General features: G+C 43.4%; 24 protein-coding genes and 1 riboswitch. Of the genes, 12 read left to right on the top strand and 12 right to left on the bottom strand.

All coding sequences use genetic code 11. The features are described from left to right. The first annotated feature begins 67 nt into the window (after nucleotides 1-67). Nucleotides 68-400 carry a DsrE-related protein SaoD gene (gene saoD / locus SPSYN_RS12690; RefSeq protein ID WP_161822872.1) on the top strand — a complete coding sequence of 111 codons (333 nt, stop codon included), beginning with the start codon at nucleotides 68-70 and terminating at the stop codon, nucleotides 398-400. Nucleotides 401-566: 166 nt separating this feature from the next. On the opposite strand, the gene nrfD is transcribed toward saoD, so the two are convergent. From nrfD to SPSYN_RS12720, 6 genes are all read right to left on the bottom strand, one after another. Continuing rightward, nucleotides 567-1,742, bottom strand: a complete 1,176-nt coding sequence (gene nrfD, locus SPSYN_RS12695) for an NrfD/PsrC family molybdoenzyme membrane anchor subunit (protein WP_161822873.1) — start codon at nucleotides 1,740-1,742, stop codon at nucleotides 567-569. Between the two features lie 63 nt (nucleotides 1,743-1,805). Then, complete coding sequence (locus tag SPSYN_RS12700) at nucleotides 1,806-2,582, bottom strand: 4Fe-4S dicluster domain-containing protein (RefSeq protein ID WP_161822874.1); 777 nt, start codon at nucleotides 2,580-2,582, stop codon at nucleotides 1,806-1,808. 62 nt (nucleotides 2,583-2,644) lie between these two features. Beyond that, entirely contained in the window at nucleotides 2,645-4,204 is a 1,560-nt protein-coding gene (locus SPSYN_RS12705) for a [FeFe] hydrogenase, group A (protein WP_161822875.1), read from the bottom strand. An 88-nt stretch (nucleotides 4,205-4,292) separates the two neighbouring features. Next, nucleotides 4,293-5,120, bottom strand: a complete 828-nt coding sequence (gene tatC / locus SPSYN_RS12710; protein WP_243153045.1) for a twin-arginine translocase subunit TatC — start codon at nucleotides 5,118-5,120, stop codon at nucleotides 4,293-4,295. A 36-nt stretch (nucleotides 5,121-5,156) separates the two neighbouring features. After that, the gene (locus SPSYN_RS12715; RefSeq protein ID WP_161822876.1) at nucleotides 5,157-5,402 is read right to left on the bottom strand and encodes a twin-arginine translocase TatA/TatE family subunit; all 246 of its coding nucleotides are present in this window, start codon (nucleotides 5,400-5,402) and stop codon (nucleotides 5,157-5,159) included. A 271-nt stretch (nucleotides 5,403-5,673) separates the two neighbouring features. Continuing rightward, on the bottom strand, nucleotides 5,674-6,279 hold the full coding sequence (locus SPSYN_RS12720; RefSeq protein ID WP_161822877.1) for a TIGR04100 family radical SAM protein: 606 nt from the start codon (nucleotides 6,277-6,279) through the stop codon (nucleotides 5,674-5,676). Nucleotides 6,280-6,852: 573 nt separating this feature from the next. On the opposite strand from SPSYN_RS12720, the gene SPSYN_RS12725 reads away from it, so the two are divergent. After that, a complete protein-coding gene (locus tag SPSYN_RS12725) occupies nucleotides 6,853-7,446 on the top strand; it encodes a hypothetical protein (protein WP_161822878.1) in 594 nt (197 codons plus the stop codon). A gap of 161 nt (nucleotides 7,447-7,607) precedes the next feature. After that, a complete protein-coding gene (gene gltX, locus SPSYN_RS12730) occupies nucleotides 7,608-9,248 on the top strand; it encodes a glutamate--tRNA ligase (RefSeq protein ID WP_161822879.1) in 1,641 nt (546 codons plus the stop codon). Nucleotides 9,249-9,665: 417 nt separating this feature from the next. Here the strand turns inward: gltX and mscL are convergent, their stop codons facing one another. Beyond that, nucleotides 9,666-10,100, bottom strand: a complete 435-nt coding sequence (gene mscL, locus SPSYN_RS12735; RefSeq protein WP_161822880.1) for a large conductance mechanosensitive channel protein MscL — start codon at nucleotides 10,098-10,100, stop codon at nucleotides 9,666-9,668. A gap of 798 nt (nucleotides 10,101-10,898) precedes the next feature. Here mscL and SPSYN_RS12740 point away from each other — a divergent pair. After that, entirely contained in the window at nucleotides 10,899-11,645 is a 747-nt protein-coding gene (locus SPSYN_RS12740; protein WP_161822881.1) for a CsxC family protein, read from the top strand. 74 nt (nucleotides 11,646-11,719) lie between these two features. Here SPSYN_RS12740 and SPSYN_RS12745 read toward each other — a convergent pair whose 3' ends face one another. Further along, complete coding sequence (locus SPSYN_RS12745; RefSeq protein WP_161822882.1) at nucleotides 11,720-11,983, bottom strand: hypothetical protein; 264 nt, start codon at nucleotides 11,981-11,983, stop codon at nucleotides 11,720-11,722. A 207-nt stretch (nucleotides 11,984-12,190) separates the two neighbouring features. On the opposite strand from SPSYN_RS12745, the gene SPSYN_RS12750 reads away from it, so the two are divergent. The 8 genes from SPSYN_RS12750 to SPSYN_RS12785 all read left to right on the top strand — a co-directional run bounded on the left by SPSYN_RS12750 (nucleotide 12,191) and on the right by SPSYN_RS12785 (nucleotide 20,866). Continuing rightward, nucleotides 12,191-12,508 carry a hypothetical protein gene (locus SPSYN_RS12750; RefSeq protein ID WP_161822883.1) on the top strand — a complete coding sequence of 106 codons (318 nt, stop codon included), beginning with the start codon at nucleotides 12,191-12,193 and terminating at the stop codon, nucleotides 12,506-12,508. 110 nt (nucleotides 12,509-12,618) lie between these two features. Continuing rightward, nucleotides 12,619-13,350 (top strand): hypothetical protein, encoded by a 732-nt coding sequence (locus SPSYN_RS12755; RefSeq protein ID WP_161822884.1) that lies wholly within the window; start codon nucleotides 12,619-12,621, stop codon nucleotides 13,348-13,350. Between the two features lie 250 nt (nucleotides 13,351-13,600). Next, entirely contained in the window at nucleotides 13,601-14,326 is a 726-nt protein-coding gene (locus SPSYN_RS12760; RefSeq protein WP_161822885.1) for an SIMPL domain-containing protein, read from the top strand. A gap of 498 nt (nucleotides 14,327-14,824) precedes the next feature. Further along, nucleotides 14,825-14,945: riboswitch (molybdenum cofactor riboswitch) on the top strand. A 194-nt stretch (nucleotides 14,946-15,139) separates the two neighbouring features. After that, nucleotides 15,140-16,354 (top strand): substrate-binding domain-containing protein, encoded by a 1,215-nt coding sequence (locus SPSYN_RS12765; RefSeq protein ID WP_243153046.1) that lies wholly within the window; start codon nucleotides 15,140-15,142, stop codon nucleotides 16,352-16,354. 157 nt (nucleotides 16,355-16,511) lie between these two features. After that, entirely contained in the window at nucleotides 16,512-16,901 is a 390-nt protein-coding gene (locus tag SPSYN_RS12770; protein WP_202623832.1) for a PadR family transcriptional regulator, read from the top strand. Between the two features lie 15 nt (nucleotides 16,902-16,916). Beyond that, nucleotides 16,917-18,608 carry a GH3 auxin-responsive promoter family protein gene (locus tag SPSYN_RS12775; RefSeq protein ID WP_161822887.1) on the top strand — a complete coding sequence of 564 codons (1,692 nt, stop codon included), beginning with the start codon at nucleotides 16,917-16,919 and terminating at the stop codon, nucleotides 18,606-18,608. Then, nucleotides 18,605-19,786, top strand: coding sequence for an MFS transporter (locus SPSYN_RS12780; protein ID WP_161822888.1), 1,182 nt, complete (start codon nucleotides 18,605-18,607; stop codon nucleotides 19,784-19,786). Before SPSYN_RS12775 ends, SPSYN_RS12780 begins: the two co-directional genes overlap by 4 nt. 198 nt (nucleotides 19,787-19,984) lie before the next feature. Continuing rightward, nucleotides 19,985-20,866 carry an RluA family pseudouridine synthase gene (locus SPSYN_RS12785; RefSeq protein ID WP_161822889.1) on the top strand — a complete coding sequence of 294 codons (882 nt, stop codon included), beginning with the start codon at nucleotides 19,985-19,987 and terminating at the stop codon, nucleotides 20,864-20,866. Here SPSYN_RS12785 and hydF read toward each other — a convergent pair. From hydF to hydG, 4 genes are all read right to left on the bottom strand, one after another. Then, the gene (hydF, locus tag SPSYN_RS12790; protein ID WP_161822890.1) at nucleotides 20,861-22,078 is read right to left on the bottom strand and encodes a [FeFe] hydrogenase H-cluster maturation GTPase HydF; all 1,218 of its coding nucleotides are present in this window, start codon (nucleotides 22,076-22,078) and stop codon (nucleotides 20,861-20,863) included. The genes SPSYN_RS12785 and hydF overlap by 6 nt on opposite strands. 60 nt (nucleotides 22,079-22,138) lie before the next feature. Further along, the gene (gene hydE / locus SPSYN_RS12795; RefSeq protein WP_161822891.1) at nucleotides 22,139-23,191 is read right to left on the bottom strand and encodes a [FeFe] hydrogenase H-cluster radical SAM maturase HydE; all 1,053 of its coding nucleotides are present in this window, start codon (nucleotides 23,189-23,191) and stop codon (nucleotides 22,139-22,141) included. Then, nucleotides 23,172-23,480: a hypothetical protein gene (locus SPSYN_RS12800; RefSeq protein WP_161822892.1), complete on the bottom strand. Its 309-nt coding sequence runs from the start codon at nucleotides 23,478-23,480 to the stop codon at nucleotides 23,172-23,174. Before SPSYN_RS12800 ends, hydE begins: the two co-directional genes overlap by 20 nt. Before the next feature lie 124 nt (nucleotides 23,481-23,604). Continuing rightward, the gene (hydG, locus tag SPSYN_RS12805; protein ID WP_161822893.1) at nucleotides 23,605-25,068 is read right to left on the bottom strand and encodes a [FeFe] hydrogenase H-cluster radical SAM maturase HydG; all 1,464 of its coding nucleotides are present in this window, start codon (nucleotides 25,066-25,068) and stop codon (nucleotides 23,605-23,607) included. Nucleotides 25,069-25,079 lie beyond the last annotated feature (11 nt).

A 25,079-nucleotide genomic window follows, 5' to 3' on the forward strand; every position in this document is an offset into this window, starting at 1 on the left:
GTTGATTGTGGCTGAGATGCTATTTAGCGTTTAATTGAAAGAATAACCAATGAAAGGGGTAAGTTTAATGAAAGTGGCTTACGTTTTTAGCACCACCAACTCACAAAAGATATTGAATAACATGATTATCCCGCAGCTGGAAAAGGATACTCATGTGGCGGAAGTGGTGGGTATGTTCTTTTTCATGGATAATACTTTTTTCCTTTTAAGAGGCACTGAAATGGGTGAGCGCCTGCAGCAAATCCATGATAAGACGGGGATGCTGCTCATGGCATGCGATCAGTGTGCCATTGAACGGAACATAGAAAAAGACCTGGTGCCCGGGGCTTCAATAGGGTGCTTCCCCCAGCTGTACACTGCTTTGGCCGGTGTTGGAGTGGATCAGGTAATTACCTTATAAATTACAACGCTCCGCAGATTAGAAACGACTAAAAATATTGAATTATGTTGCACTACCACCTATGGCAGCACAGCCAAAAAAAGCAAAAAACAACGAACGTACCTGTCCGGAAGATCACAAGGCCAGGTACGCTCGTAATTGTATTAGCACTTAAATTACTTAATTCTTATGCACTTGCCGTTTTTGTTTTCACTCTATCAACGGTGGTAGCTGCTTGACCAGGCGTGTGACTAGGCAAGATATGGAAATTCTCTACGATAAATAGATAGCCGAGCACCCCGATAGCGATTAAGCCGATGGTGACCAACCACTCAATAACCGAGGGGAAGTAAGCGCCGCCCATGAAATCTGCCATGCCGGTAAAAACTACGTTCATTCGGTTGAGAATCACGCCAGATACCACCAGTACCCCAAAGGTTACCAAACCGCTTACACTGTTCCGCAGCTGGGGGGTGAAGCAGATAATGATGGGAATGAGCACCCCACAGACCATTTCCAGCAAAAACAAGTTGCCTTCCAGGTTACCCGCAAAGACCAATCCTGCAGCCCCGCGGTAATAAAGGTCAACTACTTTAAGCAACAGGTAAACTAGCATTACATAGCCCGAGATCTTAATAAAGGACTGCAGCAGGCTAATATCCGGTTTGTGGCCGTGGGCCCGGGCGCCCAAAAAGGTCTCTACGGTTACCATCGCCGGTCCCACAAAGAAGGAGGACATTAAGAAAAACACCGGCAGAAGCATTGACCACCACAGCGGGTATAATTTACCCACTTCGATCACGTAAAGTGAACCCAGCGAAGACTGGTGCAGGGTGGGCAGCAACACACCAATAATCAGCAGCGCAGGCAGCATTTTTTTGAATAAGTTATGCCAGCCCTTTTTCACCTTTTCGGTAGCAATCTCGCCAAACTCGAGTAGCTGAACCATTGTGTACAGGGACACGCACCAAAAAACTTCAAACAACACACTTGTATAGCCCCAGGAAACAAACGGGCGCCAGAAGTTGAACCATCGACCGATATCCATAAACAGTCCGGCCATGACCAGTAAATAACCAATTAAGGAAGTTAACAAAGCGCTGCGGGCAATGGGACTATATTTTTTTACGCCTAAAATGTGTACGATCAGGGCGGTGCTGTAACCGCCGCCGGCTAGCGCCACTCCGGTGAGCACATCAAAGCCAATCCACATACCCCAGGGCCATTGATCGTTTAAATTAGTGGCACTGCCCAACCCGGCCACCAGCCGGTACACCATCCCCAGTACACCCAGCAGACCCAGCAGCAATAGCAGTTTCCTAGTAGGTGTCATGGTAAAATGCCATTTACCTTGGTCAGCCATGACAAAGCCTCCTTGTAAAATAGTTTTTTCTAGTATTGCGGAGGAGGGTAAGATCTCCTTGTATTATTTATTACCGGGCTTTTCCTTCTCCTTGGCTATTTCATTGCGCCGGCGGTTATAAACATACATGCCGGTCAGCAGCGCTCCCCAGCTAAGCCCCACAGCGGGTGTTAAGCCCAGGATGCTTTCTGTGTATTCAGGCAGCGGCTTGGTGGTGACGTTGGTACGGAAGCCCAGGTTTTCAAAGGGTATATCTGAAATATACAGCCAGCTGGTACCCCCGGCTTCTTTTTCACCGAAGATATGTTTTACATAACCGCCGTCGCCATTGATTTTTTCCCTGGCCATAGCCAGGATAGTTTTATGCTCGCCATAGGTCAGCGCCCCGGCCGGGCAAACACTCACACAAGCCGGGCTATCACCGTTATAAACGCGATTGGCGCACATCTGGCACTTGCGTACCTCTGGAAAGGCTTTATCCCACTCGTATTTGGGTACATTAAAGGGACAGGCCAGCATGCAGTATCGGCAGCCCACACATAAACTCACGTCATAGACCACCGGGCCCTCCTTGGTCTTTTTAAGAGCTTTGGAGAAGCAAGCCGAAGCACAAGCCGGTTCATCGCAGTGCAGGCACTGGTATTTAATAAACCGCCAGGCCGGTTCATTGTCCTTTTTGACCTCAGCTCGATTAATCACAGTCCAAGTATCCGCGTCCAGGTTACTACCCTGCTGCTGTGAAGTTTGGCTGTAAGGCAAAGCATTCCACATTTTACAGGCTACCGAACAGCTGCCACAGCCGATACACTTAGTTAGGTCAACTAAAACTCCCTTGGACAATTCATTCACCTACCTTTGAGCAATTTCAAAGTTTCTAAAAATTAGAAAAATATTTAAGTTTATTAAGAAGTGAGAGCATTAATTTTCTTGCCTCTATCGGTGTAAGAGGTATGCAGCAGTTCCTCGGACAGCTCACTCATGGGGTGCTGTAAAAATTTCTCGTAAATAGCCAGTATTTCGGAGTTCTCGTGGCTTGCACGGAGCGGTGCTTTAGCATCTGCCTGATACAGGCTGTTGATTCTGGCCATACGTATCTCATCAGAGGGCGGTACCGAAGACCTGGGTTGTCCTCCACCGTTGATGCACCCGCCGGGACAGGACATGAACTCCACGAAATGCCAGGGAGCGTTACCCGCGCGCACCGCATCCAGGACCTGCCGTGCATTGCTTAGGCCGTGGCAAACGGCTACCTTCACTGTTCCCACACCGGGCACCTCCACGGCTGCCTCTTTTACACCTTCCAGGTAACGTACCGGGGTAAGGTTGAATAAATCGGCCGGGGGCTGCTGCTTGGTGATCAGGAAATACGCGGAGCGTACCGCCGCCTCCATAACGCCGCCTGTAGCGCCGAAGATAATAGCGCCGCCGGTGCCTTCACCCATAATGGGATCATAGTTTTCTTCAGGCAGTTTGGATAAGTCGATTTTTTGCTGCTTAATCAACCGGGCCAGCTCCCGGGTGGTTAAGACCACATCTACATCTTGTATATCTTTTTTATGCCAGTAATGGGCGCTGTCGTTCATTTCAGGGCGCTGCGCCTCGAATTTTTTGGCAGTGCAGGGCATAATGGATACCGATACGATGTTTTCCGGTTTTATATTTTTAACCTTGGCGTAATAGGTTTTAGCAACTGCCCCCAGCATTTGCTGCGGAGATTTACAGCTGGACATATGGGGTAGCAGGTCCGGGTAGAAGTATTCACAAAACTTCACCCAGCCCGGGCTGCAGGAGGTGAACTGGGGCAGCGGTGCATTTATTTCGCCGGTAACCCTTTTAATCAGCTCGGTGGCTTCTTCCATGATGGTGAGGTCAGCAGTAAAATTGGTATCGAATACTGCGTCGAAGCCCAAGCGTTTTAAAGCCGCGACCTGCTGGCCGACTACCCAGGTGCCGGGGGGAAGCCCGAATTCCTCGCCCAGAGCTACCCTGGTGGCGGGAGCTGTTTGCACGATGACATGCTTGTTGGGGTCGTTAATGGCCTGCGTTACTTTTTGGGTATCGTCACGTTCAGTGATGGCTGCGGTGGGGCACCAGAGGGTGCACTGCCCGCAGTTAACGCAGATAATGTCGTCGGCCATGGGCATGCCATAGTGACCGGCTACGGTTTGGACCCTGGTGCAGACTTCCATGCACTGGCCGCATAAAATGCATTTTTGGTCGTCTCTAACGATGGAAGGGTTATCCGGATCAATAGGCACTCGCCCTCGCACCTGAGCAGGCCAGTTACCTCTGCCTTGGTATTGCTGGGGCAGCCACCCGTCCCCGCCGGCCTGCTCTGCCATCGTTGTGGTATTACTACAACCAGTCAGACCTATGGTGATCCCGGCCAGGCTCAGGCCGCCCATCATTTTGAGAAAGGAGCGCCTGGTTACCTGCTTATCTTCTTTTACTTGGTCATCCATAAATTAAGCCTCCTTGGGTCAGACTTAAATACTCAGTAAGTTAACTATCTACGAATTAAAACGTTAATAAAAAAGCCTTTCTTTTTCCTTATTCAGTCATTGCTCCGCGGTGCCTGATTTTATCCAGTAGGTTTTTTAAAGTTGCCTTAGGATTAAAGGTTTTGCCGGCCTGTTTACGTCGTGCCTGCCATTCCACGGCGCGGACGATGGTGGCGCTTATTTCGTATAGCAGGTACATTGGAGCGGCCATCAGCAATACCGAGAAGATGTCGGGTGAAGCCACAAGCGCGGAGGCAATAACTACAGAAGCAAGGATGGCTATTTTCCGTGCCTTAATCATGGTGCGATAGCTGATTACGCCCAGCTTGGCCAGGCAATAGCTAGCCAGGGGCAGTTCAAATACCAGCCCGAAAGGCAGCAGAAAGTTTAAAGTGAAGGATACATATTTGCCTATAGTGAGCATAGGCAGCAGCTCACTGCCCCCGTAGCTCAACAAAAAGTTGACACACATGCGGAATACCACTAGAAAGCCAAAGGCTATGCCTCCCATAAAAAACAGAAAAGACAATAAGATAAACAAAGTAAAGTAAATGCGCTCTACCTTATACAGTGCAGGTATAATAAACCCCCAAAACTGCCAGAGGGTGATGGGCAGGGAGGCCAAAAACCCCAAAAAAAAGGCCAGCTTTAATTTGGTCATTATTGCTTCAGTGACGCCGATATAGATTACATCGTAATCTTTGCTGGTGATGGGCTCCAGTAATATTTTGAGTACGGGATCGCTAAAAAACCAGCAGACCCCTGCGGTAATAAAGGTGGCGATAAGCGATACGATGATTACCCGGCGCAGTTCCTCAAGATGTTGAATGACCGATTGTTCGTCCTGCTGGGATGCCCGCTGGTTGATGAGAATCACCCCCTTAAGCTTTGCCGGCTTTATATGCCAGAGTTTTTACTGCAGATTGGTGTTTTGCGGTGCGTTTTGGACTGAAGCGGCGGCATTGTTGGCTACTTTTAGTTCTTCGCTGTTTGGTTTGGCTTCTTTTTTCTCATCATCTTCAGAGAATGAGTGCCGCATGTCCCGCAGTGCTTTACCCATCGCCTTAGCAGCGTCGGGCAGTTTTCCTGGCCCATAAATTATCAGGACTACAACAAGGATAAGAATTAAATGGGTTGGTTGAAAGATTCCGCCAAACATCAATACCCCTCCTTTTTATGCATGTATTTATTACTTAATAATTGAATTGTATGATTATTCTAGATAAAATCATAGTAAAACTCAGTATATCAAGCAAACACCCTGAATACTGAATACGCAGCTGAAGCATAGGGGCAATGGAAAGTATGCCTGTCTGTTTATTTATATTAAGATAAACAGGAGGTTTATGATCTTAATCTTAGAAACCTCATCTCTAAATTAAGACGCATACAAAGGGAAGGTGGTTCATATTTGGGGAGAAAAAATATTTTTAGACGAGATAATATCTAACTCTAAAATCCACTCCAATTTCGTTAGCAATGGCTCGACAGGTTTGAATATCTTTTGGGGAAATCACATCTACAACAGTTAAAATAACCTTAGGGACATGTTTTTTGCACTTTATGGCAAATTCAAGCATTGCATCGAAAGCGGCATCTCCGTACATTGAATGGCAGAAAGCCTGGTAACTAGCTTTATTACTCGCATTCATACTAATCGAAACAGTATCCACCCAGCCTTCCAAGAGGGGGGTGATATCCTGTTCGAATATCAGGTTGGCTTGACCGTTAGTGTTGATGCGTATAGGTATATTGTTAGAGGACTTTATTTTTTTGCAAATCTCAACTATATCCAGGGCGCGCATCATTGGTTCTCCATAACCGCAAAATACCAGTTCCTGATATCTGGATAGATCACACTCTTGTATTGCTTGTATAATTTCATCTACAGTGGGTTCACGGTCAAGCCATAGATTACTTGCATTACCAACTCCGTCAGCTTTGGACCGCACACAAAAAGAACAATTGTTGCTGCAGCGATTAGTTATGTTAAGATAAAGTGAATCGCCAATTTCATAAGTAATGGTCATGGACATAAATTTAAACTCTCCTAACTATATTAGATACTATGAACAACTTATTTTATTCTCTGTTTTATTTACGCATCTTAACATAGAGGCGTCAAGAGAATATTTTACAATTCTATAATATTTTAAGGTTAGCCCTTTAATCAACCTGCCCATAAATGCATACGCACTGCTAAAATTTTTATCCAAGGGCACAGCTGGCTGGTCATACTGTAATCCAATTGGTTAAACTTTTTGACATAAAATTATTAAATTTCATAGGCAGTGTTCAAAGGCTGTCACTTGCTGTTTAAGTTTCTGCGCGAATTGTTGTTCCTATCTTCAAAATTTGGTTTCAATGGTTAAGCTGTATATAACCGGTGTAAAAAAACCTGGACTACTGCCGTTAGACTGTCCAATACCGGGGAACAATAATATTATTTGTACGTCTTTTTTTATGAGCAATCTTGTCCGGGTGCGCTTAAATTTTAATCAAAGGAGGGTCTGGAGATAAAACATAAATTTATAACCTTGATGATATTTGTTTTGTTTGTTCTGGGGTTAGCAGCTTGTAATGCAGAGCCAGGTAATAACGGAGAAAAGGTGAACCAGCAAAATGGAACCACAGGCGCCAATTCATCTACTGTCGGCAATGTATTGAATACTGACCCGGATGAAGGCAGCCGGGCTAACACGGAGAGTATTATACGTGGCCGGGCGGCAGAAATTCTTGCTTTTATTAAGGCCAAGGACATGGAATCCCTTGCTCAAGCAGTGCATCCGGATAAAGGTGTTCGCTTTTCACCTTATGGTTATGTGAATAAAGAAAAAGATCTGGTGTTTACCGCTGACAAAGTCAGGCAGTTACCGTCGGACAATACCGTGTACGTTTGGGGAAGCTATGACGGCTCGGGTGAACCAATAAGACTGAGTTTTGCGGATTATTATAACAAGTTTGTCTACGATAAAGATTTTCTGAATGCTAAAGAAGTAGGGTATAACCAAGTTCTGGGTAAGGGCAATAGCTTAATTAACATTGCCGATGTATATCCTGAGGCTAAGTTTGTGGAGTACCACTTCCCGGGTTTTGATCCACAATATAATGGCATGGATTGGGTAAGTTTACGGCTGGCTTTTGAACAAAAATCTTCGAAGTGGTATCTGGTAGGCGTTATCCATGATCAGTGGACGATATAAATTTTCGAACTGAAAACTAGGTTTATAAGAAGAAAGCAGCGATCTTAAAAAAATTGTTTAAAAATTACTTAACAGGTGTATAATTTACATGGACGGTTCTTTGTTTTAGTTAACAAAAGAAGCCGTCCATAAATTTAATAAAAAGAGAATGAGGGTAAACGATGGATTATAAAAAGTTGGCGGAGATGCTTTTCCCGGATATAACTAAATCAATGGCTTATTATGAAGAAATCGTGTTTCCCAGTAGAGAATTAAGCACGGGAGCAAAGGTTACTAGATTAGCCCCTAGCCCTACAGGTTTTATTCACCTGGGCAATTTATATGGGGCTTTCGTGGATGAGCGTTTAGCCCACCAAAGTAACGGGATATTTATACTGCGTATCGAAGATACCGATGAAAAACGCAAGGTAGAGGGAGCCGTAAAACTCATTATTTCATCCTTGGCCTATTTTAACCTAATGTTTGACGAAGGAGCAAGCATTGATGGGGAAGTAGGAAATTACGGCCCGTATTTTCAAAGCAATCGCGGAGAGATATATCAAACGGTAGCTAAATATCTAGTTGAGATTGGTAGGGCGTATCCCTGCTTTTGTACTGAGGAAGAGCTGGGAGAGATAAGGAAGCAGCAAATAGCTGCCAATGTAAACACAGGATATTATGGTAAATGGGCCAGGGATAGAGATTTATCCCTGGAAGAAGTCCAAGCAAATTTACAAAATAATATAAGCTTTGTACTTCGATTAAGATCAATGGGCAACGAAGATTCCACATTTGAAATAGATGATGCTATTAGAGGTCAACTTTCATTACCTGTAAATTATCAGGATGTAGTTATATTAAAAACTAACGGCATTCCGACTTATCATTTTGCCCATGTGGTGGACGATCACCTGATGAGGGTGACCCATGTTGTCAGGGGCGAAGAATGGCTTTCTACCTTGCCGATACATTATGAATTATTTAAGACATTAGGATGGGAGCTGCCGGTATACTGCCATACGGCTCATTTAATGAAGATAGACAATGGGGTAAAGAGGAAGTTATCCAAGAGAAAAGATCCCGAATTGGGTTTAGAGTATTACATGAAACTGGGCTATCATCCAGCTGCAGTTAGAGAATACTTGCTGACGATTTTAAATTCCAATTTCGAAGAATGGAGAATTAAAAATCCAGACAGTAGTACGGATGCTTTTCAATTTGCATTAAATAAAATGAGCAATTCCGGTGCTTTATTTGACTTGGACAAACTTAATGATATCAGCAAAAATGTTTTATTAAAAATTCCAGTGGAAGAAATTTATGATTTTCTACTTAAATGGGCAGAGGAATATAAAAAAGATATAGTTAACCCTTTAACTTACCATAAAGATGCTGTGCTTAAATTGTTATCTATAGGTAGAGATTCTGCTAAGCCACGTAAAGATTTAATATATTGTGAACAGATATTTGATTTTATCAGTTATTTCTTTGATGATTACTTCCAAATTGTTGATAAGTATCCGAAAAATATAGAGGATGAGGAAGCGAAAAAATTACTGAAAGCATACTTGGATACCTATAATCACAGTGATGATCAAAACCAGTGGTTTGATAAAATTAGAGCAATAGCAGCGGTAAATGGATATGCAGAAAAACCAAAGGACTATAAGAAAAATCCCCAAATGTACAAAGGCCATGTTGGTGATGTAAGTACTGTAATAAGAATAGCTGTTATAGGCCGCAGCTCATCACCGGATGTTTGGGAGCTCCAGCAAATAATGGGTGAAGAAAAAGTTAGGAGAAGAATTCAAAATTTGTTATAGTGGTTTTTCACTTTTATGCTGATTAAAAAATACCCTGCGTCTGGTTTGCAACGGTGGGGTATTTCTTCTGATGTAGATTAAGGTATTTTTGATAAACTGTTGCGGGGCATCTGAGCCAATACCTGTTCCAGTTCGGCTAAATCTACCGGCTTGCCAAGTGACAATCAAAACCGGCATCAGCAGGATTTTAAGGTGTTCATTAAAAAATTGCTCAGCGGTAAAGGTTTTACCAGCTGCACGGATGCTTTGGTTGATTTGTGCAGCTTAGAAGTGGAGGTTAACTGACCAGGTAGACAGGGTGCGATGTGCCTAAATGGGTAACAGTGCTGTGGGGATAGTTTAAGGCCTTCGTTGGTGGTACGAAGGCCTTTGCTAACAGTATTTGCCGTAAGACGAAAAGATAAGTATATAGGGACCTTAATCCTGGTCCGATGTGCAGTAGGGGCATTTCGTAGCATCAATATGAATCGTACTAAAGCAATATTTGCATGTTTTCTCGGTTACAAGTGCCGGTTCCTCTTTCTTTTTGTTAAGTTTATTAATTTGTTTAATAACGATAAAAATTGAGAAGGCAATAATCAGAAAGTCTAGGATATTATTTAAAAATAGGCCGTAATTCAAGGTAGCCGCACCGGCTTTTTGGGCTTCTTCCAAGGTTTTGAAGTTGCCGTCACCCAGTGTAATAAACAGGTTGGTAAAATTAATATTGCCGGAAACTAACCCAATTAAAGGCATGATGATATCATTGACCATTGAGGTAACGATTTTTCCAAAGGCTCCGCCGATCACAACACCAACTGCTAAATCAATAACATTTCCCCGCATGGCAAATTCTTTAAATTCTTTCCACACTCTTAACACCTCCCATTATGCTATGAGAATTTTTGGAACTTATATTCCCTGATATGCTTAGGCAATATATGGGATCAAACATAGTCCTGGAATATCGTTTTATTTCGTTAATTGCTTTACTGGGGTCATGTTCTCTTTATAAATGCGGTGTGATGTCATAGCATCATGGCTGTCTGCAATTCTAATAATTCTTACCAGTAAAGGAATGTTCTAATTTTTCTTAATTATTATAACACGTTTTAGTTGAAAAGTAGATAATCTCCTGTTCTTATTAATATATTTTTTGTTGGTGTTAAAATGGTAGCGACTGTTAATGAATGTGAATTGCTTATGATTGGCTAATAGAGAGAATGGAAAAAAATTTATTAGCGGCTGTGCAGTGTATATGGGTTTAAATGTCATTGGCACACTAGCCAGCAGAGATAAGTCGATGCACCATTACCAATCGCGTTAAGGTAACCGAAGGGTGAAGGGAGGTATTGCCGGGAGGACATGCAGAAAGGTTGACCCGCATGAATAAATTTTAACTCTAAAGGAAGGTTATGGCCTTTTGGATCTGTGCGCAATAAACGCAGCTATAAATAGCAAATAGTAAAGGCATTCCAGCTTAACATAAGCGGGGTGCCTTTTATATTTCTTAAATAAATCTAATTGGAAACTTTTTCAACCAGCATTTAATATAATGTCTAATGTCGCTTTTTAGAGATTGTTTAGTTAGGCCGGGTGAGAGTAACACATATGGAACTAATTTCATACATTGGTATCGTAAGTTAAATAAAATTCAAGGAGGCAAAAATAATGTATGAAGTTGATGCTAAACCATCAGAAAAAATGGTTAAAAAACAGGTTTTGGATGTTAAAGCTACTACTGAGGCATTGTGTGACAATACCCCCGTTACTCCAGCACCAATAACCACTGCTATAGCCAAAATACCGGTTGTACTTGCAGAGCTGACTGTACAGATTAACATTGATGCCAAGATTAACTTACCTGAGCCCGCTATTGAGCTCAAACGCATTAACAAACGTTTAAAAGTTACCCAGTGCCGGCTTATCCAAAATACCAATAAGCTATTTATCAGCGGCTTCATCCGCAAGAACATTGAATACGCCACTCGTAAGTTTTCCAATAAAGAAGGTATTTGCGGAAATATCTCTCACTGCACTGTCGATGTGCCCTGGAACTGTGTCACAGCTATTACTGAATTCGTGACAGCTCCGGCTCCTGTGTTGTTTAACACTTCAGATCAATTTGAATACCTGGTACAACAAGATCTTGGCCCCAAATTCCCGGCAAAAGACCAGTTATTGTCCGGCGACCTGACTGAACTGAATCAAGTAACAACCGAATTCTTTAACGAGCTTCCATTCTGTGAATTAATCAGTGCTACTATTACCGAGTTTGATGAGGCACTGGACCGGAAAGATCCGTACTATGCTGCTCCTTTTGAGGAATTCGAATTCGACAGTATTCAAGAAAAAATTGTTATTGATCTGACCCTTAAAGTACTGCAGAAACAACAGGTAGCCATTAATGGTCTTTAGCGGCTAAAAAGGTGTAACTGTCAATTACCACATAACATAAAGTAAGAAGCCAAGATAAATAATATCTTGGCTTCTTAACTTGGGTTTTGTTTGATTAAGGTTGCGGTTATAGAATTAACTTGAGCTTTTGCTTTTTTAATCGGGATAGTCTCATGCACTACAACAGGGAGTTCGCAGACCACTACCGGCTCAGTTTTATTGTACACTTTGCCCCGTTTGATTATTTTTTCTGGGTGTTTGGGAAGCAACAGGTCCAGTTTCATACTTGAAATTTTATCTAAATCTTCCCTGTTATGTATAGCTATAGTAATTGTTTCTTGGAGCTGTTTAGCAGACACATGGCTCCCTCCTTTTATTCGAACTTATTTAACTGAGGGTAATTTTTTTAATTTTGCCAGCATTGCCTGTAATATATTATGAGGTTATTTTTTTTTTTGTTTAGTGACGTTAATGGTATTTAATAACAGTAGTATTCTGTAACTCAACTATGTTAGCAGGAATAACTTTAATAGTATATGCAAAAAGATTTATGGGAGGTCTTGCGGATGGCCTGGGTGCCTGGTTTTGTGGAGTTTTCAGTCGACCTTAAAAAGCAAAATTATTTTGAAGGAAATATACAAATCACAAGGGTAAATGAAGTGGTTTTTCACGGCGTGGTAACGGAAGGCGACGAAAATAAACCTGTTGCCGGAGCGCTGGTTAAGGTATTTGCCTGTATAGATAATAATCAAGAACTGCCTCTCAGTCATTCAATTAGTGGTCATGACGGGCATTATCTATTGTATATCAATAAGGACAGCCTACCGGACGGTACCACTGCAATTATTGTCAGGGCTAGCGCTGGTAATCCGGATAGCGAATAAATTCTGGTACCGGGTTTGACTCATTATCAAGAAATTGATGCTATACCGGTCTGCAGGTTAGGGGTTGAAGGATTGGATAGTAGTAATTTGCAATTAGGAGAAGGTATTTTATGAACAAAAAGTTAACCGGGTGCGCGTGTACAATGCATGATTCGGCAGTTTCGGAAAATGAACAGCATTTATGCTTTCATGGCATAGTTAAGGACAATAACGGTTTGTACGTCGGCAATGCCATTGTGCTGTTGTTGGCCTGCTTTGACAATGGGATTGAAAAACCCTTGGGGTATACGTTTACTGACCGGGAGGGCCGGTATTTTATTGCTATACCAAAGCTTTCTGGTGATCACAAGCTTTTGCGGTACAAATTGATGGCTAGTAACAATGACATACCTGGCCAATTATTAAATTATCCGGATAACCTCCTAAAAGAAACGCATCAAGAGCTGGAACCAGATGGACAATGTTCTGTAACAGAATGTGCAGAGGAACCAGGTAATGATACATATGAGTTGTATTTAGGCGTCTCGGGACAAGATAAAATTACTAAACAGGTAAATGTTAGCTTGTCTGCTGATGAGAGAGATCTTACAATAATTGACTTAGCTATGGTAGACGAAAGTGAAAATCACGTGCCAATCTCGGAAGGGGATATTAAGGACGTATTAATGAGCGTGCCAGGCAAGCCAATGTTAAACTTTACCAAGACATTAAAAAAGAGTGATTTAACTTTGCCGACCATGCACATGTTGCTGTTGCTTACCTTGTTTGGGTTTGTTTTCCAAAAAAATGTCTTACCAGGTTACACCAATTACCCTAACTATTCGGGAAGAATAGTTAAATAACACCAATATGTTTTATGATAGATTAAAATAATCAGTCCCAGAATGCAAACAAAGCTTAATGGGCTGATTTTCTTTTGTTTTAATTTCTGAAGATGCTGAATTATTCATTAATTTGCATGCTGTTTATTGGAACAATATATCAAATAATTAAGTCATATAAACAGATAAGAGAAAAGGGGGATTGAGATCAGTATATATCCATTTGGTTTGAGATCTGTTAAGTTTAAATCTATTAAAGGGGGTCTGTAAGATGAAATTAAAATCTATGTTAATTGTATTGCTGGCAACTATATGTCTACTTACCTTTAGTACAACCTGCTTTGCTGCGGAAACTGATTTAACGAGCGTTATTTCAGTAAGCGGGGAAGGAGTGGTCAAGCTGTCCCCTAATATGGCTGATATTAATTTTTCGGTAATTACTGAAGCGAATGATGCAGGATTAGCTCAAGCAAAAAACACTGAACTAGTAACTAAAGTAATAAATTCTTTAAGAGATGCCGGTATTGCGGCTGCCGACATTAGTACTAGCGGATATTACCTTAATCCACAGTATATATACGAGGAAGGAAAATCATCTAAAATTAGTGGTTATATGGTGCGCAACGAAATAACCGTTACTGTACGGGATACAGCCTCGATCGGTAAAATTATTGACCTGGCAGTTAAGAGCGGGATTAATCAGGTACAGAATATTAGGTTCTATATTGAAGGCAGCACGGCGCAAAAAACTAAGGCACTAACCCAGGCCATAGAAGACGCTCGGGTAAAAGCAGAGGTTATTGCTGCAGCATTAGGCAAAAAAATTGTTGGCATTAAGTCTGCCAGCGGCAACTGGTACGATAATGCTCCACAGCCGATTTATTTTGAGAAGGCTATGGATGTTAGGATGGGGGGAGATAGTATTTCGTCCACTCCCATTAACCCCGGCATGGTAGAAATTAGGGCAAATGCGGAAATGGTTTATTTAATTAACTAACAAAGATATTAATATAGTTCGCTTTCTTGGCCGATTTTTGGATGGTGTAACCAGTCCCCAAAACCGGCTACAATTTTTTATCAAGCTGCTATTTATCAACCGTTGCATGGTTACGGCATCATGTAAAACATTAAAACACTTAGTAATGGACGGGTAGCACTTGGAGCAGGTACCCAATATGGCGCAATTAGCACATTGTTGGAAAAAGGATGGATAGAACTAGAAGCGAATGAAAAAAGTCACGGAAGAAAGTTTACCAGGTCACTCCATCATTGTTGTGCTGCTATTAAGATATATGCTTTGGAAAAAGAAAGGAAAATCAGAGAATAATTGTTTGCATGAAACATCTATATTGCTGTATGCGAGAATTCCGGAAATTTGTCTAAGCTAGCAGGGATTGAAGCTGTTAAAAGCGAATTTTAATGTCAAATATCGAAATCGCGTTCAATAAGTTGATGAAAGCAGATGTACAGAGTTGTAGTTTCTGGTTTGGTCAAAATAATATAATTGCTCCGAGCCCTCATACCTAAAGGATGTAACCCCAAGGTTACAGGGCTGTCAGGTTGACCTGGAAACAGGCCGGCCTCCCACTGTGCAAAGGAGCTATCGCTCGGAAGCCAAGATCCGGCTGGCTCTTTTTTGACCAACCGGATTTATTTTTTTCATGAAAGGAGGTTAAGGTTACAGTACATGAAGCTGTCTTTGTCTGATAACCCTTTATATAGTGGGTAGGCTTAATAAAAAATACTAAATATATAACAAAAAATGTAATTTAACTGAGCCGTACTACTCGAAAAAAAGGAGGGAAACGTGTTGAAAAAACAATTATCGCTTATCCTGGCTTTAATGTTGGTTTTCGCTCTCGGTTCCGCAGCGGCTTTGGCCGCGCCTCCTGCCGTACAAGTAATAATTAATGATGAGCAGGTAATATTCCCGGATCAAGGGGCTTTTCTTGACGTCGTTTCCGGGCGGACCTTTGTACCTCTGCGGTTTGTAAGTGAGGCCTTGGACGTTGCGGTGAAATGGGACAAGGCAACTCAATCGGCTATTGTTACAATGGGGGATTCCATGATCACTATGCCTGTGGGCAGCAGTCAGGCCACTGTTGACGGTCAAGCAGTGGCGCTTGACTCGCCGGCTAAATTGCAAAATCAGCGGGTTATGGTGCCGTTAAGCTTTGTTAGTGAGGTTTTGGGTAAGACAGTAGACTGGAACGAGGCCGAAATGATTGTCACTGTAAGCGGCGAACTCGAACCTTCCATCCGGTTGGCGAGCACAATCGGCCCTATTGACGCGGGTATCGTAGGCGCCCTGGCCGAGCTTTTTGAAGAGAAAACGGGTATTAAGGTGGAATTTGAGGGTGCAGGTACCGGTAAGGCACTGGAGATGGCCAAGACCGGAGACTTTGACTTGGTGCTGGTACACGCTAAGGCGCTTGAGGAGCAGTTTGTAAACGAGGGTTGGGGTACAGAGCGCATCGACCTGATGTATAATGACTATGTCTTTGTTGGTCCGGCATCCGACCCGGCCGGAATTGAAGGGCTGACCCCGACGGAGGCCTTAAAGAAGATTATGGAAATGGAATCTCAGTTTATCAGCCGTGGCGACAAATCCGGCACACATGTAGCTGAGATGGAACTTTGGAAAGCCGCAGAAATGGAGCCCAAGGGCGATTGGTACCAGGTTTGGGAGGGCGGCTCGCAGGGCAACTCTGCCACATTGCGTTACACAAATGAACAGCAGGCTTATACCGTCATAGACAGGGCTACTTATCTTACACTCAAGAATGAGATTACCTTAAAGGTTCTGGTGGAAAAGCATGAATCACTTCTAAATTACATCACTTTGATCCCGGTTAACCCGGATAAATTCCCTCAGGTTAAGCATGATATGGTGATGAAATTTGTAGACTTTACTACTTCAGACGAGGGTCAAACGTTGATCCAAAACTTCAAGAAGGATGTTTACGGCGAGCCGCTTTTCTTTCCCAACTCAGCGCAGTGGCGTGCTAAGGCGACACAAAAGTAACAGGTTTATAACCGTGCCTCGTTTTGCCGGGGCGCGGTTTTTTTATGCTTAACGGCACTTCATCCGGGAGCCGTTATTTTTACGGGTATTGACACATCAATTGAAATTATTATATTCTATCGTTAGCGATAATCGTTAACGATAGGGAGTGGACCGCTTGCTTATAAAAAAACCATACCAAGACCTTATTGACTTTTCCAAGTTAAGTGGAGGATTGTTGCTAAGGGGATTCTTGTCTTTTTATGTACTTAGTCTGTTAGCGGAAAAGAAAATGTACGGCAAGCAAATAATTGATCAAATAACAAATATGACCAGGGGTGAATGGAAACCCTCGCCGGGTTCAATATACCCGGTGCTGCAAAAAATGGTCAGGCTGGGTCTGGTAACTGTATACGTGGGCAATGTCAAGGGACAGTCTACTCGAGTTTATGAGCTGACCGGCCTGGGCAGAGATGCACTGAACGATATGCGTAAAGAAATCAAACCTAGATTAAAAAAAACCATCGAGCTTTTAAATCAGCACTTATTGGAGTTGGAAAAAGTGTAGAAAGGAACAGATATTATGTCTATGTTACAAAAAATTCTTAGTCTCACCATGAACGTGGCTTCCAATTCTTGTCGAAGAAAATTTGAAGAAGACACTTTACAGGCTGGTGCAGTTAATCAAGCAGTATTAAAAGAAATATTAAACATCAATAAAGATACGGAATATGGACGCAAATACCAATTTTCTTCCATCATGTCGGCTGCAGATTATAAAGCCAAAGTACCCGTAACTAGTTATGAGGATTACCGGCCTTATATTGAACGAATGGCCGATGGCGCAGTCAATATCCTTACCTCTTTGCCTGTTATTTATTTTGGCTTAAGCTCTGGGACAACGGGTAAAAGTAAATTAATACCTGTTACTGCTCAAAGCCGGAAAGTTGTAAACAGTAATATGATGTTGTTGACCCAGGGCATGCTGTTGCAGGCTGTACCTGAAGTCCGAAAGGGCGGACGGGGGCTGTTTCTGATGAACAGTGTTAAGGCCGGGATGACCGCAGGAGGTATTCCCACCGGTGCGGCAACCTCAGGCGGCATGAATTCAATGCGGTTTATTGTCCCCTACCTGTGGACGTCGCCGCCCGAAATACTGCAGCTGGCTGACCAGCGCACAGCCCTTTATTTGCACTTACTTTTTGCTCTGCAGGAAAAAGATTTGGCATATATTAATGCACCTTTCCCATCACCTATATTACAGCTATTCCGCCTGCTGGAAGAAGAATGGTTGAGCTTAGTGAATGACCTGGCAGAGGGTAGCATTAGTAAACAGCTGGAACTGGAGCCGGAGGTAAGGAGTAAGTTGACCAAGCGGATGCGGCCTGATACAGCGCGGGCCGAACAGTTGGCAAAGGAAGCTAGACGAGGCATGGGTAATATTACCAGTCGCCTGTGGCCTAAAGTACTCTATATTTGCTGTGTAGCCGGGGGAAGTTTTAGTATCTACATGGATAAACTACGCCAGTATACCGGTGATATACCTTATTATTCAGCGGTGTACGGCGCCACCGAGGCTATGCTTGGAATATGTACTCGGACAAATGATACTACCTATGTAGTTTCACCCCGAACAGCTTATCACGAGTTTATCCCGGTGGAGGAAGCAGAGATGCCTAATCCTGCTGTGCTAAATTTAGAGCAGCTGGAAAAGGGTCAGAGTTATGAAGTGGTGATAACGAATCAAGCCGGTTTTTACCGTTATAAACTTGGAGATGTTGTCAAAGTGGTGGATTACTATAACTGCAGTCCTGTGATTGAATTCTTGTATCGCAAAGGCCAATTGCTCAATGTAGACGCCGAGAAAACACAGGAGGCTGCTGTTCTGGCTGCATTAAAAAAGGCAGCTAAAATTTGGGGCAGTGACTTAGTGGACTATACTACCGCTATTGACTTAGATGGGCCTGTAGGCAGGTATGTGTTTTTTGTTGAAGTGCAGGAACCTGAAAAAGTATTAGATTATACTACCTGGCAAGGGATACTTGAAAAAGCTCTTAAAGAAGCTAATCCCAGGTACGGGGCTGGCATTGAAGCCGGCCGGATAGGTAGTTTATTGCTGCAAATTGTCCGGCCGGGTACCTTTCAACGTTTCCAACGGGAATTAATATTAAGAGGAGCTTCAGAAAATCAGGTTAAAATACCCCGGGTGCTGAGTGATGAGGTTCTGAAGGACTTTTTAGAACAATGCACTTTATCAGAAGGGATTAGGAAATGAGTAAAAAAAACAAGCCGATAGCCGTATTGTTTATGACACTGCTGCTGGTAATGATGGGGTTTGGGATTGTGATCCCAATTTTCCCTTTCTTAATTGTTGATTTAGGTGGCGGGGCAACTGCCCTTGGCTTTTTTATGGCTGCTTACTCCATAATGCAGTTTATTTGCGCACCATTCTGGGGCAGCCTGTCCGACCGGATTGGGAGGAGGCCGGTATTATTAATCGGCCTGGTTGGATACGGAGTTACCTTTACTCTGTTTGGCTTTGTTTCTGATCTGTGGATGATGTTTGCCATAAGAGTATTATCAGGGATTCTCTCATCAGCCACATTGCCTACCGCCATGGCCTATATTGCCGATACAACCAGTGGTGCAGAAAGGTCTAAGGGAATGGGCATACTTGGTGCGGCAATGGGGTTGGGAATGATTATAGGGCCTGCTATGGGAGGCTGGCTGAGTAATGACAATTTTGCCTTGCCCTTTTTTGTGGCCGGCGGGCTGGCAGTGCTTACTTTACCTTTTGCTATTTGGTTTTTGCCTGAATCTCTGTCGGAATCCAGAAAAAATACTCCCGACGAAAAGGCCGTAATTACCCTGGAAGTAATCAAACAACCTCTATTTATGGTGTTTTTAATTTGCTTTGTATTTAATTTTACTTCGTCCTTATTTCAGGGTACTTTTGCTTTATTTGCGGCGGATAAAGTTGGCTTTGGACCCAAGGAAATGGGTATTTTGTTTGCTGTTTTAGGTATTGTTAGCGTAATTATTCAGGGAGGTTTAGTCGGAAGACTGGTTAAAAGATTCGGCGATGTAAAACTAGTTAAAGCAGGTTTGCTGATCGGTTCGACGGGTATGCTGCTAATGCTGATGGCGACAAATGTATTGGGGTTATACGTAACATCTGCGATATTTAATATAGGTTGGACTTTGCTTGGTCCCACTTCTTCGAGCCTGGTAACCCAAAATGCATCAGGCGGGCAGGGTGTTGCATTAGGGATTATGCAATCGTTCAGTAGCTTTGGGCGCATTTTCGGACCTATGGTTGGCGGGGTATTATATGATATCCAGATGAATATTCCATATGCTTTAGGGACAGTGAGCATGTTGCTCATGGTTTTGTTTTCAGTCAATAAACTGTCTTTTCTGGATGGGGAAAAAGCTACTGATAGTATTCAATAGCTTTTTATTATGCAATAAATCATTCAATTTCTCCTTAAAATTGACCTCTCTAAGGCAGAATGCTACACAAGTTTTTTGTTTAATTACTTAAATTGGCCGCCTACAATTCGGCCTTTTCTTTTTTGAGTTTAGGATATTATTATAGTAATGTTATAATCATTCGGAGTTTTCTATGAAAATTGAAATGGAGTTTTCTATATGCACCTCGAATACAAGGTAACAGAGGATCATCATAAGCAAAAGGTCTCACAGATACTCAAAAGCCAGCTGAAAATTTCCCGTGGTGAAATGCGCAGGCTTAAACGCTGTGCGGGGGTTATGATAAATGGTCAAACAGTTCGTTTGAACGCGCCGGTTAAAGCAGGCGATTTAATCCAAATAAATTTTCAGGAGGATAAAAATCAACCGGTAATACCCCAGAAGCTGCCCTTGGATATTCTGTTTGAGGATGAGCACATCTTGGTACTAAACAAACCTAGCAATATGCTGGTACACCCTCTTTCTTATCACGTGCTGGACACTTTAGCTAACGGCGTTATTTACCATTTGCAGCTGCAGGGGCGGAACAGTAAATTCAGAGCAGTCAGCCGGTTGGATAAGGATACTTCCGGGGTGATCATTATTGCAAAAAACAGTTACAGCTGTTATCAACTTGCCGAGCAGATGAAAAAGGGCTTTTGCCAGAGGGAATACCTGGCAGTAGTGCACAACAGCATAGATATTGATACTGGCACAATCAATCTTCCTATCGGCCGGCCTTATGATGGTTCACTTATCTTTGGTGTAACACCCCAGGGTAAAGCAGCGATCACTCATTTTTCCGTAATCCAGCGTTTTGCCGGCGGCAGCCTGGTAAAACTGCGGTTGGAGACAGGCCGTACCCACCAAATAAGGGTGCATATGAGCCATTTAGGCCATCCCATCATGGGTGATGATTTATACGGGGGTGATCTAGAGATTATCCGGCGCCAGGCTTTGCACAGCTGGCGTTTGAAATTTAACCACCCGGTTACCAAGGAAACCATGCAATGTGAGGCCCCTCTACCTGAGGATATGACGGCTTTAATTCACAAGTTATAAGCTTTCCTGCAGCAAAGGAAAAGGAGACAAAGCTCGCTTTAAAATACCCATAACATAAGCAATACAAACCCCGTAATTAACAACGGGGACTCCCGCAACTTGTGCCTGCATAATCCGGGACAGCATTTCCCGCCGGTTAATCATGCATGCTCCACAGTGCACCACCAGTTTGAACTCCGACAAGCTGGCTGGTAAGCGGTTGCCGCTACTCCATTGAAAATCAAGTTCTCCGCCTGCCAACTGGCGCAACCACCGGGGTATTTTTACTGTACCGATATCATCCTCCATGCGGTGATGGGTACAGGCTTCAGCAATCAATACTTTATCCCCGGGGCGTAGATTCTTTATGGCTTTAGCACCAGCGACCAGGGTCTTCAGATCTCCTTTGTAACGTGCAAAGAGAATGGAGAATGAGGTTAGCAGGACATCCGGAGGTGTCTCGGTAGCGGCTTTTTGAAATGCCTGGGAATCGGTAATGACTATCCGTGGTTTCTTTTGCAGGCTCAGCATGCATGCCTGTAGTTCACTTTCTTTAACCACATAGGCCATTGCATGGTGGTCCAAGATATCCCTGATAGTCTGGACCTGGGGCAGAATCAAGCGACCTTTGGGTGCGGCCGGATCAATCGGTACCACTAGAATTGCCAGGTCACCCGGTTTTAACAGGTCGCCAACTATAGCCTGTTCATCCCAGCTGGGCGGGGCCGACTTCATGATAGCAATTTTCACCTCGGAAATACCCTGGCCGGTCAGGGCACTGGTAACCACCGTCCTTACGCCCAGTTGCTGCCTGGTTTGTTCAAATTGTTCAGCGGTTACCGGATGTATGTCATTTTTATTAATTACCGTAACTATGGGCAGCTTGTTTTCGCGGCAGGTGCGGGCGATATTTTCCTCAAATTCAGTTACTCCGGCGGCTGCATCAATGACCAGTAGGACCATATCCGCTTTATTTAAAACCTCCAAGGAACGCCGGACCCGCAGCTGCCCCAGTTCTCCTTCATCATCAATGCCGGCAGTATCGATAATTACCACCGGTCCCACCGGTAGTATCTCCATAGCTTTGAAGACCGGGTCGGTTGTAGTTCCCGGGACACTGGAAACCAGGGCGATGTCTTGATTAGTTAAGGCGTTGATCAGGCTTGATTTGCCTGTATTGCGCCGTCCAAAAATAGCAATGTGCAGTCTGTTCCCTCTGGGTGTTTGGTCCATATGGCCACCTCCGGTTTAATAAATTCAATAATTCAGCCATGTAAGAAGAGTAGCTGGTGCTTATTTCTGCGCCTGTCTGGCTGCATAGTGCCTGGAATCGCCCCAGGTCCGTAGTTCTACCTCATAACCGTACCCTCTAATCTGCTCAATTAACTTTAGCGGCCGTGTATAATTTTTATCGGCATACAAACTATAGCTACTGCGGTAATTTTCCGGGGTCAGTACCGGCATTACTATATTGGCACCAGCCTTTAAGCCCAGTTCCAGTCCCCGTGGGTTGATTGTCTGTAGTGCTGTTGAACATACGATATTTATATCGGGCATCATCAAACGGGCCAGGGCGATTATTTTTAGGGTCATGATAAAGGGATCATAATCAGGCACCTGTTTCATATACAAAGGAGTATTCGGGTGGGGGATATACGGCCCCATCCCGAGCATATCAATATCTCTTTCCACAAAAAATTGAAGATCCCGTACCAGATTTTCAATTGATTGTCCGGGCAGACCAACCATGATTCCGGTACCCACCTGGTAACCAATCGTCTTTAAAGCATCCAGGCAATGGAGGCGTTTCTCATAGCTTTGACCGGGAGGATGAATCTGGCTAAAAAGCCGGGGGTCTGAAGCTTCGATGCGTAAGAGATAGCGATGTGCCCCTGCCTCCCATAATGCCTTGTACTGATCAAAGGTTAATTCACCTATGCTTAAGGTAATACCCAGACCCTGACCGGTATTATCCCTGGCCAGGCTTTGGGCCTTGATTGCTTGAACAAATTGCACAACTTCATTAATTTTCTGGGGATCATCGCTTTCTCCCGACTGCAGGGCAAGGGAAGAGTAACCGGCGTCAAATGCTGACATGGCCAGAGCAATGATCTCGTTGTTAGGAAGACGATAGCGAAGGATCGACAGATTACCATTTCTGATGCCGCAATAGAAACAATTGCACCGGCATTCATTGGAGAACTCAATTAGACCCCTTAAGAAAACTTTGGGGCCGACACTTTTTCTGCGGCAGCGGTCGGCAGCATCAAGCAATTCGTCCAATATTTGGTGATCCCGGCTGGATAATATACTGGTAATTTTTTTTTCAGACCATGACTTTGCCATTATAATGCTCCTTAATAATAGCCATAGCCTGGTCCAACTCCACAGGCTCCACCAATTTAGCATTATCGATACAAATACCGTAATCCTGGCTTAATTGTATTCTTAAAGAACTCTGGCCCAGGTCCCCTGAATTACCATAAATATAAGCCCATCTTTTCCCGTAAATATGCACCCAACGCAGGTGCAGGCATGGATAGATTTCTGTCAGTACTCCATGACAGGCTTTAATAAAATTAAGGTCATTATCATGTTGATGCTCCTTGACCACTGCCTGTAAACGATCCAACAACTCCAACACCACCTTTAAAAATCAACAGATTATATCCGGTTAGTATTAAAGCGGCTGAGGCTTTTTTTTGTTTTCTTTATTGTTAAAGTTTCAAACTTTCAACACCTGGCATCAGCGGCGCAGCCTAGAAAAACAAGTCGCGCTCGCCGGCTTCGATTCTCTTCAGGTACTCCTCGGTCCTTGCTTTAACAGCTTGGTTGGGCAAAGCCGCCAGCTCTTGTTCGATTAAAGGTTCTCCGGCTTTTTTGGTTTCTTCACTGGCATAGTCAAGGAGGTATTCCTTAAAGGTTAAAATCGCATTGGGCATGCACAGGTTATGAATTTTTCCTTCTTTGGCAAAACCCATGAAGCAGCTGCCGGTGCGCCCGCAGCGATAATCGGCAGTGCAAAAGGAAGTAATTCGGCCCATCAGGGCAAGGTCACGAACAGCTTCATCCAGGCTGCGATTGTCACCAAGAATGAATTGCTGCCGGTTGTAATCCAAAGCTTCCCTGGCATAGCCGCCAATACCGATGTTGGATCCGGCATCTATCTGGGTTATCCCTACGGGTATAACATTTTGCCGCACAGCGGCATTTTCCCGGGCGGTTAAAATCATTCCAGTGTAAGGAACAGACAGGCGAAGCACTGTCACTAGTTTCTTAAAGGTATCATCATCGATTTTGTAGGAGGTTTTTTCAACGAAAGGAGTATTAACAGCTGGCTCAAGTCGTGGGAAAGAGATGGTATGCGGCCCGACTCCATTGAAATGCTTTTCTAAATCAATAGTATGCGCTAATAAGCCCATGACCTCAAATTTCCAATCATAAAGCCCAAACAAAGCACCAATACCAACGTCATCAATACCGGCCTCCATAGCCCGGTGGAGAGAGTACAAGCGCCATTCATAATTAGCCTTTAAACCAGACGGGTGCAATCTTTTATAAACACCGGGGTGGTAGGTCTCCTGAAATACTTGGAATGTACCGATACCTACTTCCTTTAATTTGTGATAATCTTCTATAGACTCAGGGGCTGCATTGACATTGACCCGGCGAATTTCACCATTGCCTACCTTAGTGCTGTAAGCTACTTTTATTGTTTCCGCAATGTAATCAACGTCGGAACAGGGGTGCTCGCCATAAACCATAATTAATCTTTTATGCCCTTTATTTACCAGGGTTTTGATTTCTTTACGCAATTCATCCATGTTCAATTGCTGGCGGTCAATATGTTCATTGGACTTTCTATAGCCGCAATACACACAATTGTTCACACAAAAATTGCTGATGTATAAAGGGGCAAAGGTGACAATCCTACGCCCATAAACTTTTTCCTTAATCCTAAGGCCGGCAGTATACATTTCATCCCACAAGTCTTCGTCCGTGCAATTTAATAAAGCTGCCGTATCTTCCGGCTCTAAACGGTACAGGTCAAGGGCTTTAGCAATTATTTCCCTTATTTCCTGTTTCTCGGGTTGCCTCTTAGCCAGCAAGGTTTCATTAATGTAAGCTGTATCAATAAAAGTATTTCCATCGACCTTATATTTTTCATTTTGTTCCGGTTTAATTACCTGAGCGATCCATTCCTGAACAGCTGTTGATTCCATGTATAAACCCT

Origin of the sequence: Sporotomaculum syntrophicum, assembly GCF_009932395.1 — a bacterium.
GTDB classification, from domain to species: Bacteria; Bacillota; Desulfotomaculia; order Desulfotomaculales; family Desulfallaceae; genus Sporotomaculum; species Sporotomaculum syntrophicum.

Bases quoted from the DNA above. Each gene is read 5' to 3' on its own strand.
- gltX (WP_161822879.1), top strand. From the start codon at position 7,608: ATGGATTATAAAAAGTTGGCGGAGATGCTTTTCCCGGATATAACTAAA.
- SPSYN_RS12780 (WP_161822888.1), top strand. From the start codon at position 18,605: ATGAGTAAAAAAAACAAGCCGATAGCCGTATTGTTTATGACACTGCTG.
- SPSYN_RS12760 (WP_161822885.1), top strand. From the start codon at position 13,601: ATGAAATTAAAATCTATGTTAATTGTATTGCTGGCAACTATATGTCTA.
- hydF (WP_161822890.1), bottom strand. From the start codon at position 22,078: ATGGACCAAACACCCAGAGGGAACAGACTGCACATTGCTATTTTTGGA.
- SPSYN_RS12720 (WP_161822877.1), bottom strand. From the start codon at position 6,279: ATGTCCATGACCATTACTTATGAAATTGGCGATTCACTTTATCTTAAC.
- hydG (WP_161822893.1), bottom strand. From the start codon at position 25,068: ATGGAATCAACAGCTGTTCAGGAATGGATCGCTCAGGTAATTAAACCG.
- SPSYN_RS12750 (WP_161822883.1), top strand. From the start codon at position 12,191: ATGGCCTGGGTGCCTGGTTTTGTGGAGTTTTCAGTCGACCTTAAAAAG.
- saoD (WP_161822872.1), top strand. From the start codon at position 68: ATGAAAGTGGCTTACGTTTTTAGCACCACCAACTCACAAAAGATATTG.
- SPSYN_RS12775 (WP_161822887.1), top strand. From the start codon at position 16,917: ATGTCTATGTTACAAAAAATTCTTAGTCTCACCATGAACGTGGCTTCC.
- SPSYN_RS12755 (WP_161822884.1), top strand. From the start codon at position 12,619: ATGAACAAAAAGTTAACCGGGTGCGCGTGTACAATGCATGATTCGGCA.
- SPSYN_RS12785 (WP_161822889.1), top strand. From the start codon at position 19,985: ATGCACCTCGAATACAAGGTAACAGAGGATCATCATAAGCAAAAGGTC.
- SPSYN_RS12705 (WP_161822875.1), bottom strand. From the start codon at position 4,204: ATGGATGACCAAGTAAAAGAAGATAAGCAGGTAACCAGGCGCTCCTTT.
- SPSYN_RS12715 (WP_161822876.1), bottom strand. From the start codon at position 5,402: ATGTTTGGCGGAATCTTTCAACCAACCCATTTAATTCTTATCCTTGTT.
- nrfD (WP_161822873.1), bottom strand. From the start codon at position 1,742: ATGGCTGACCAAGGTAAATGGCATTTTACCATGACACCTACTAGGAAA.
- SPSYN_RS12740 (WP_161822881.1), top strand. From the start codon at position 10,899: ATGTATGAAGTTGATGCTAAACCATCAGAAAAAATGGTTAAAAAACAG.
- hydE (WP_161822891.1), bottom strand. From the start codon at position 23,191: ATGGCAAAGTCATGGTCTGAAAAAAAAATTACCAGTATATTATCCAGC.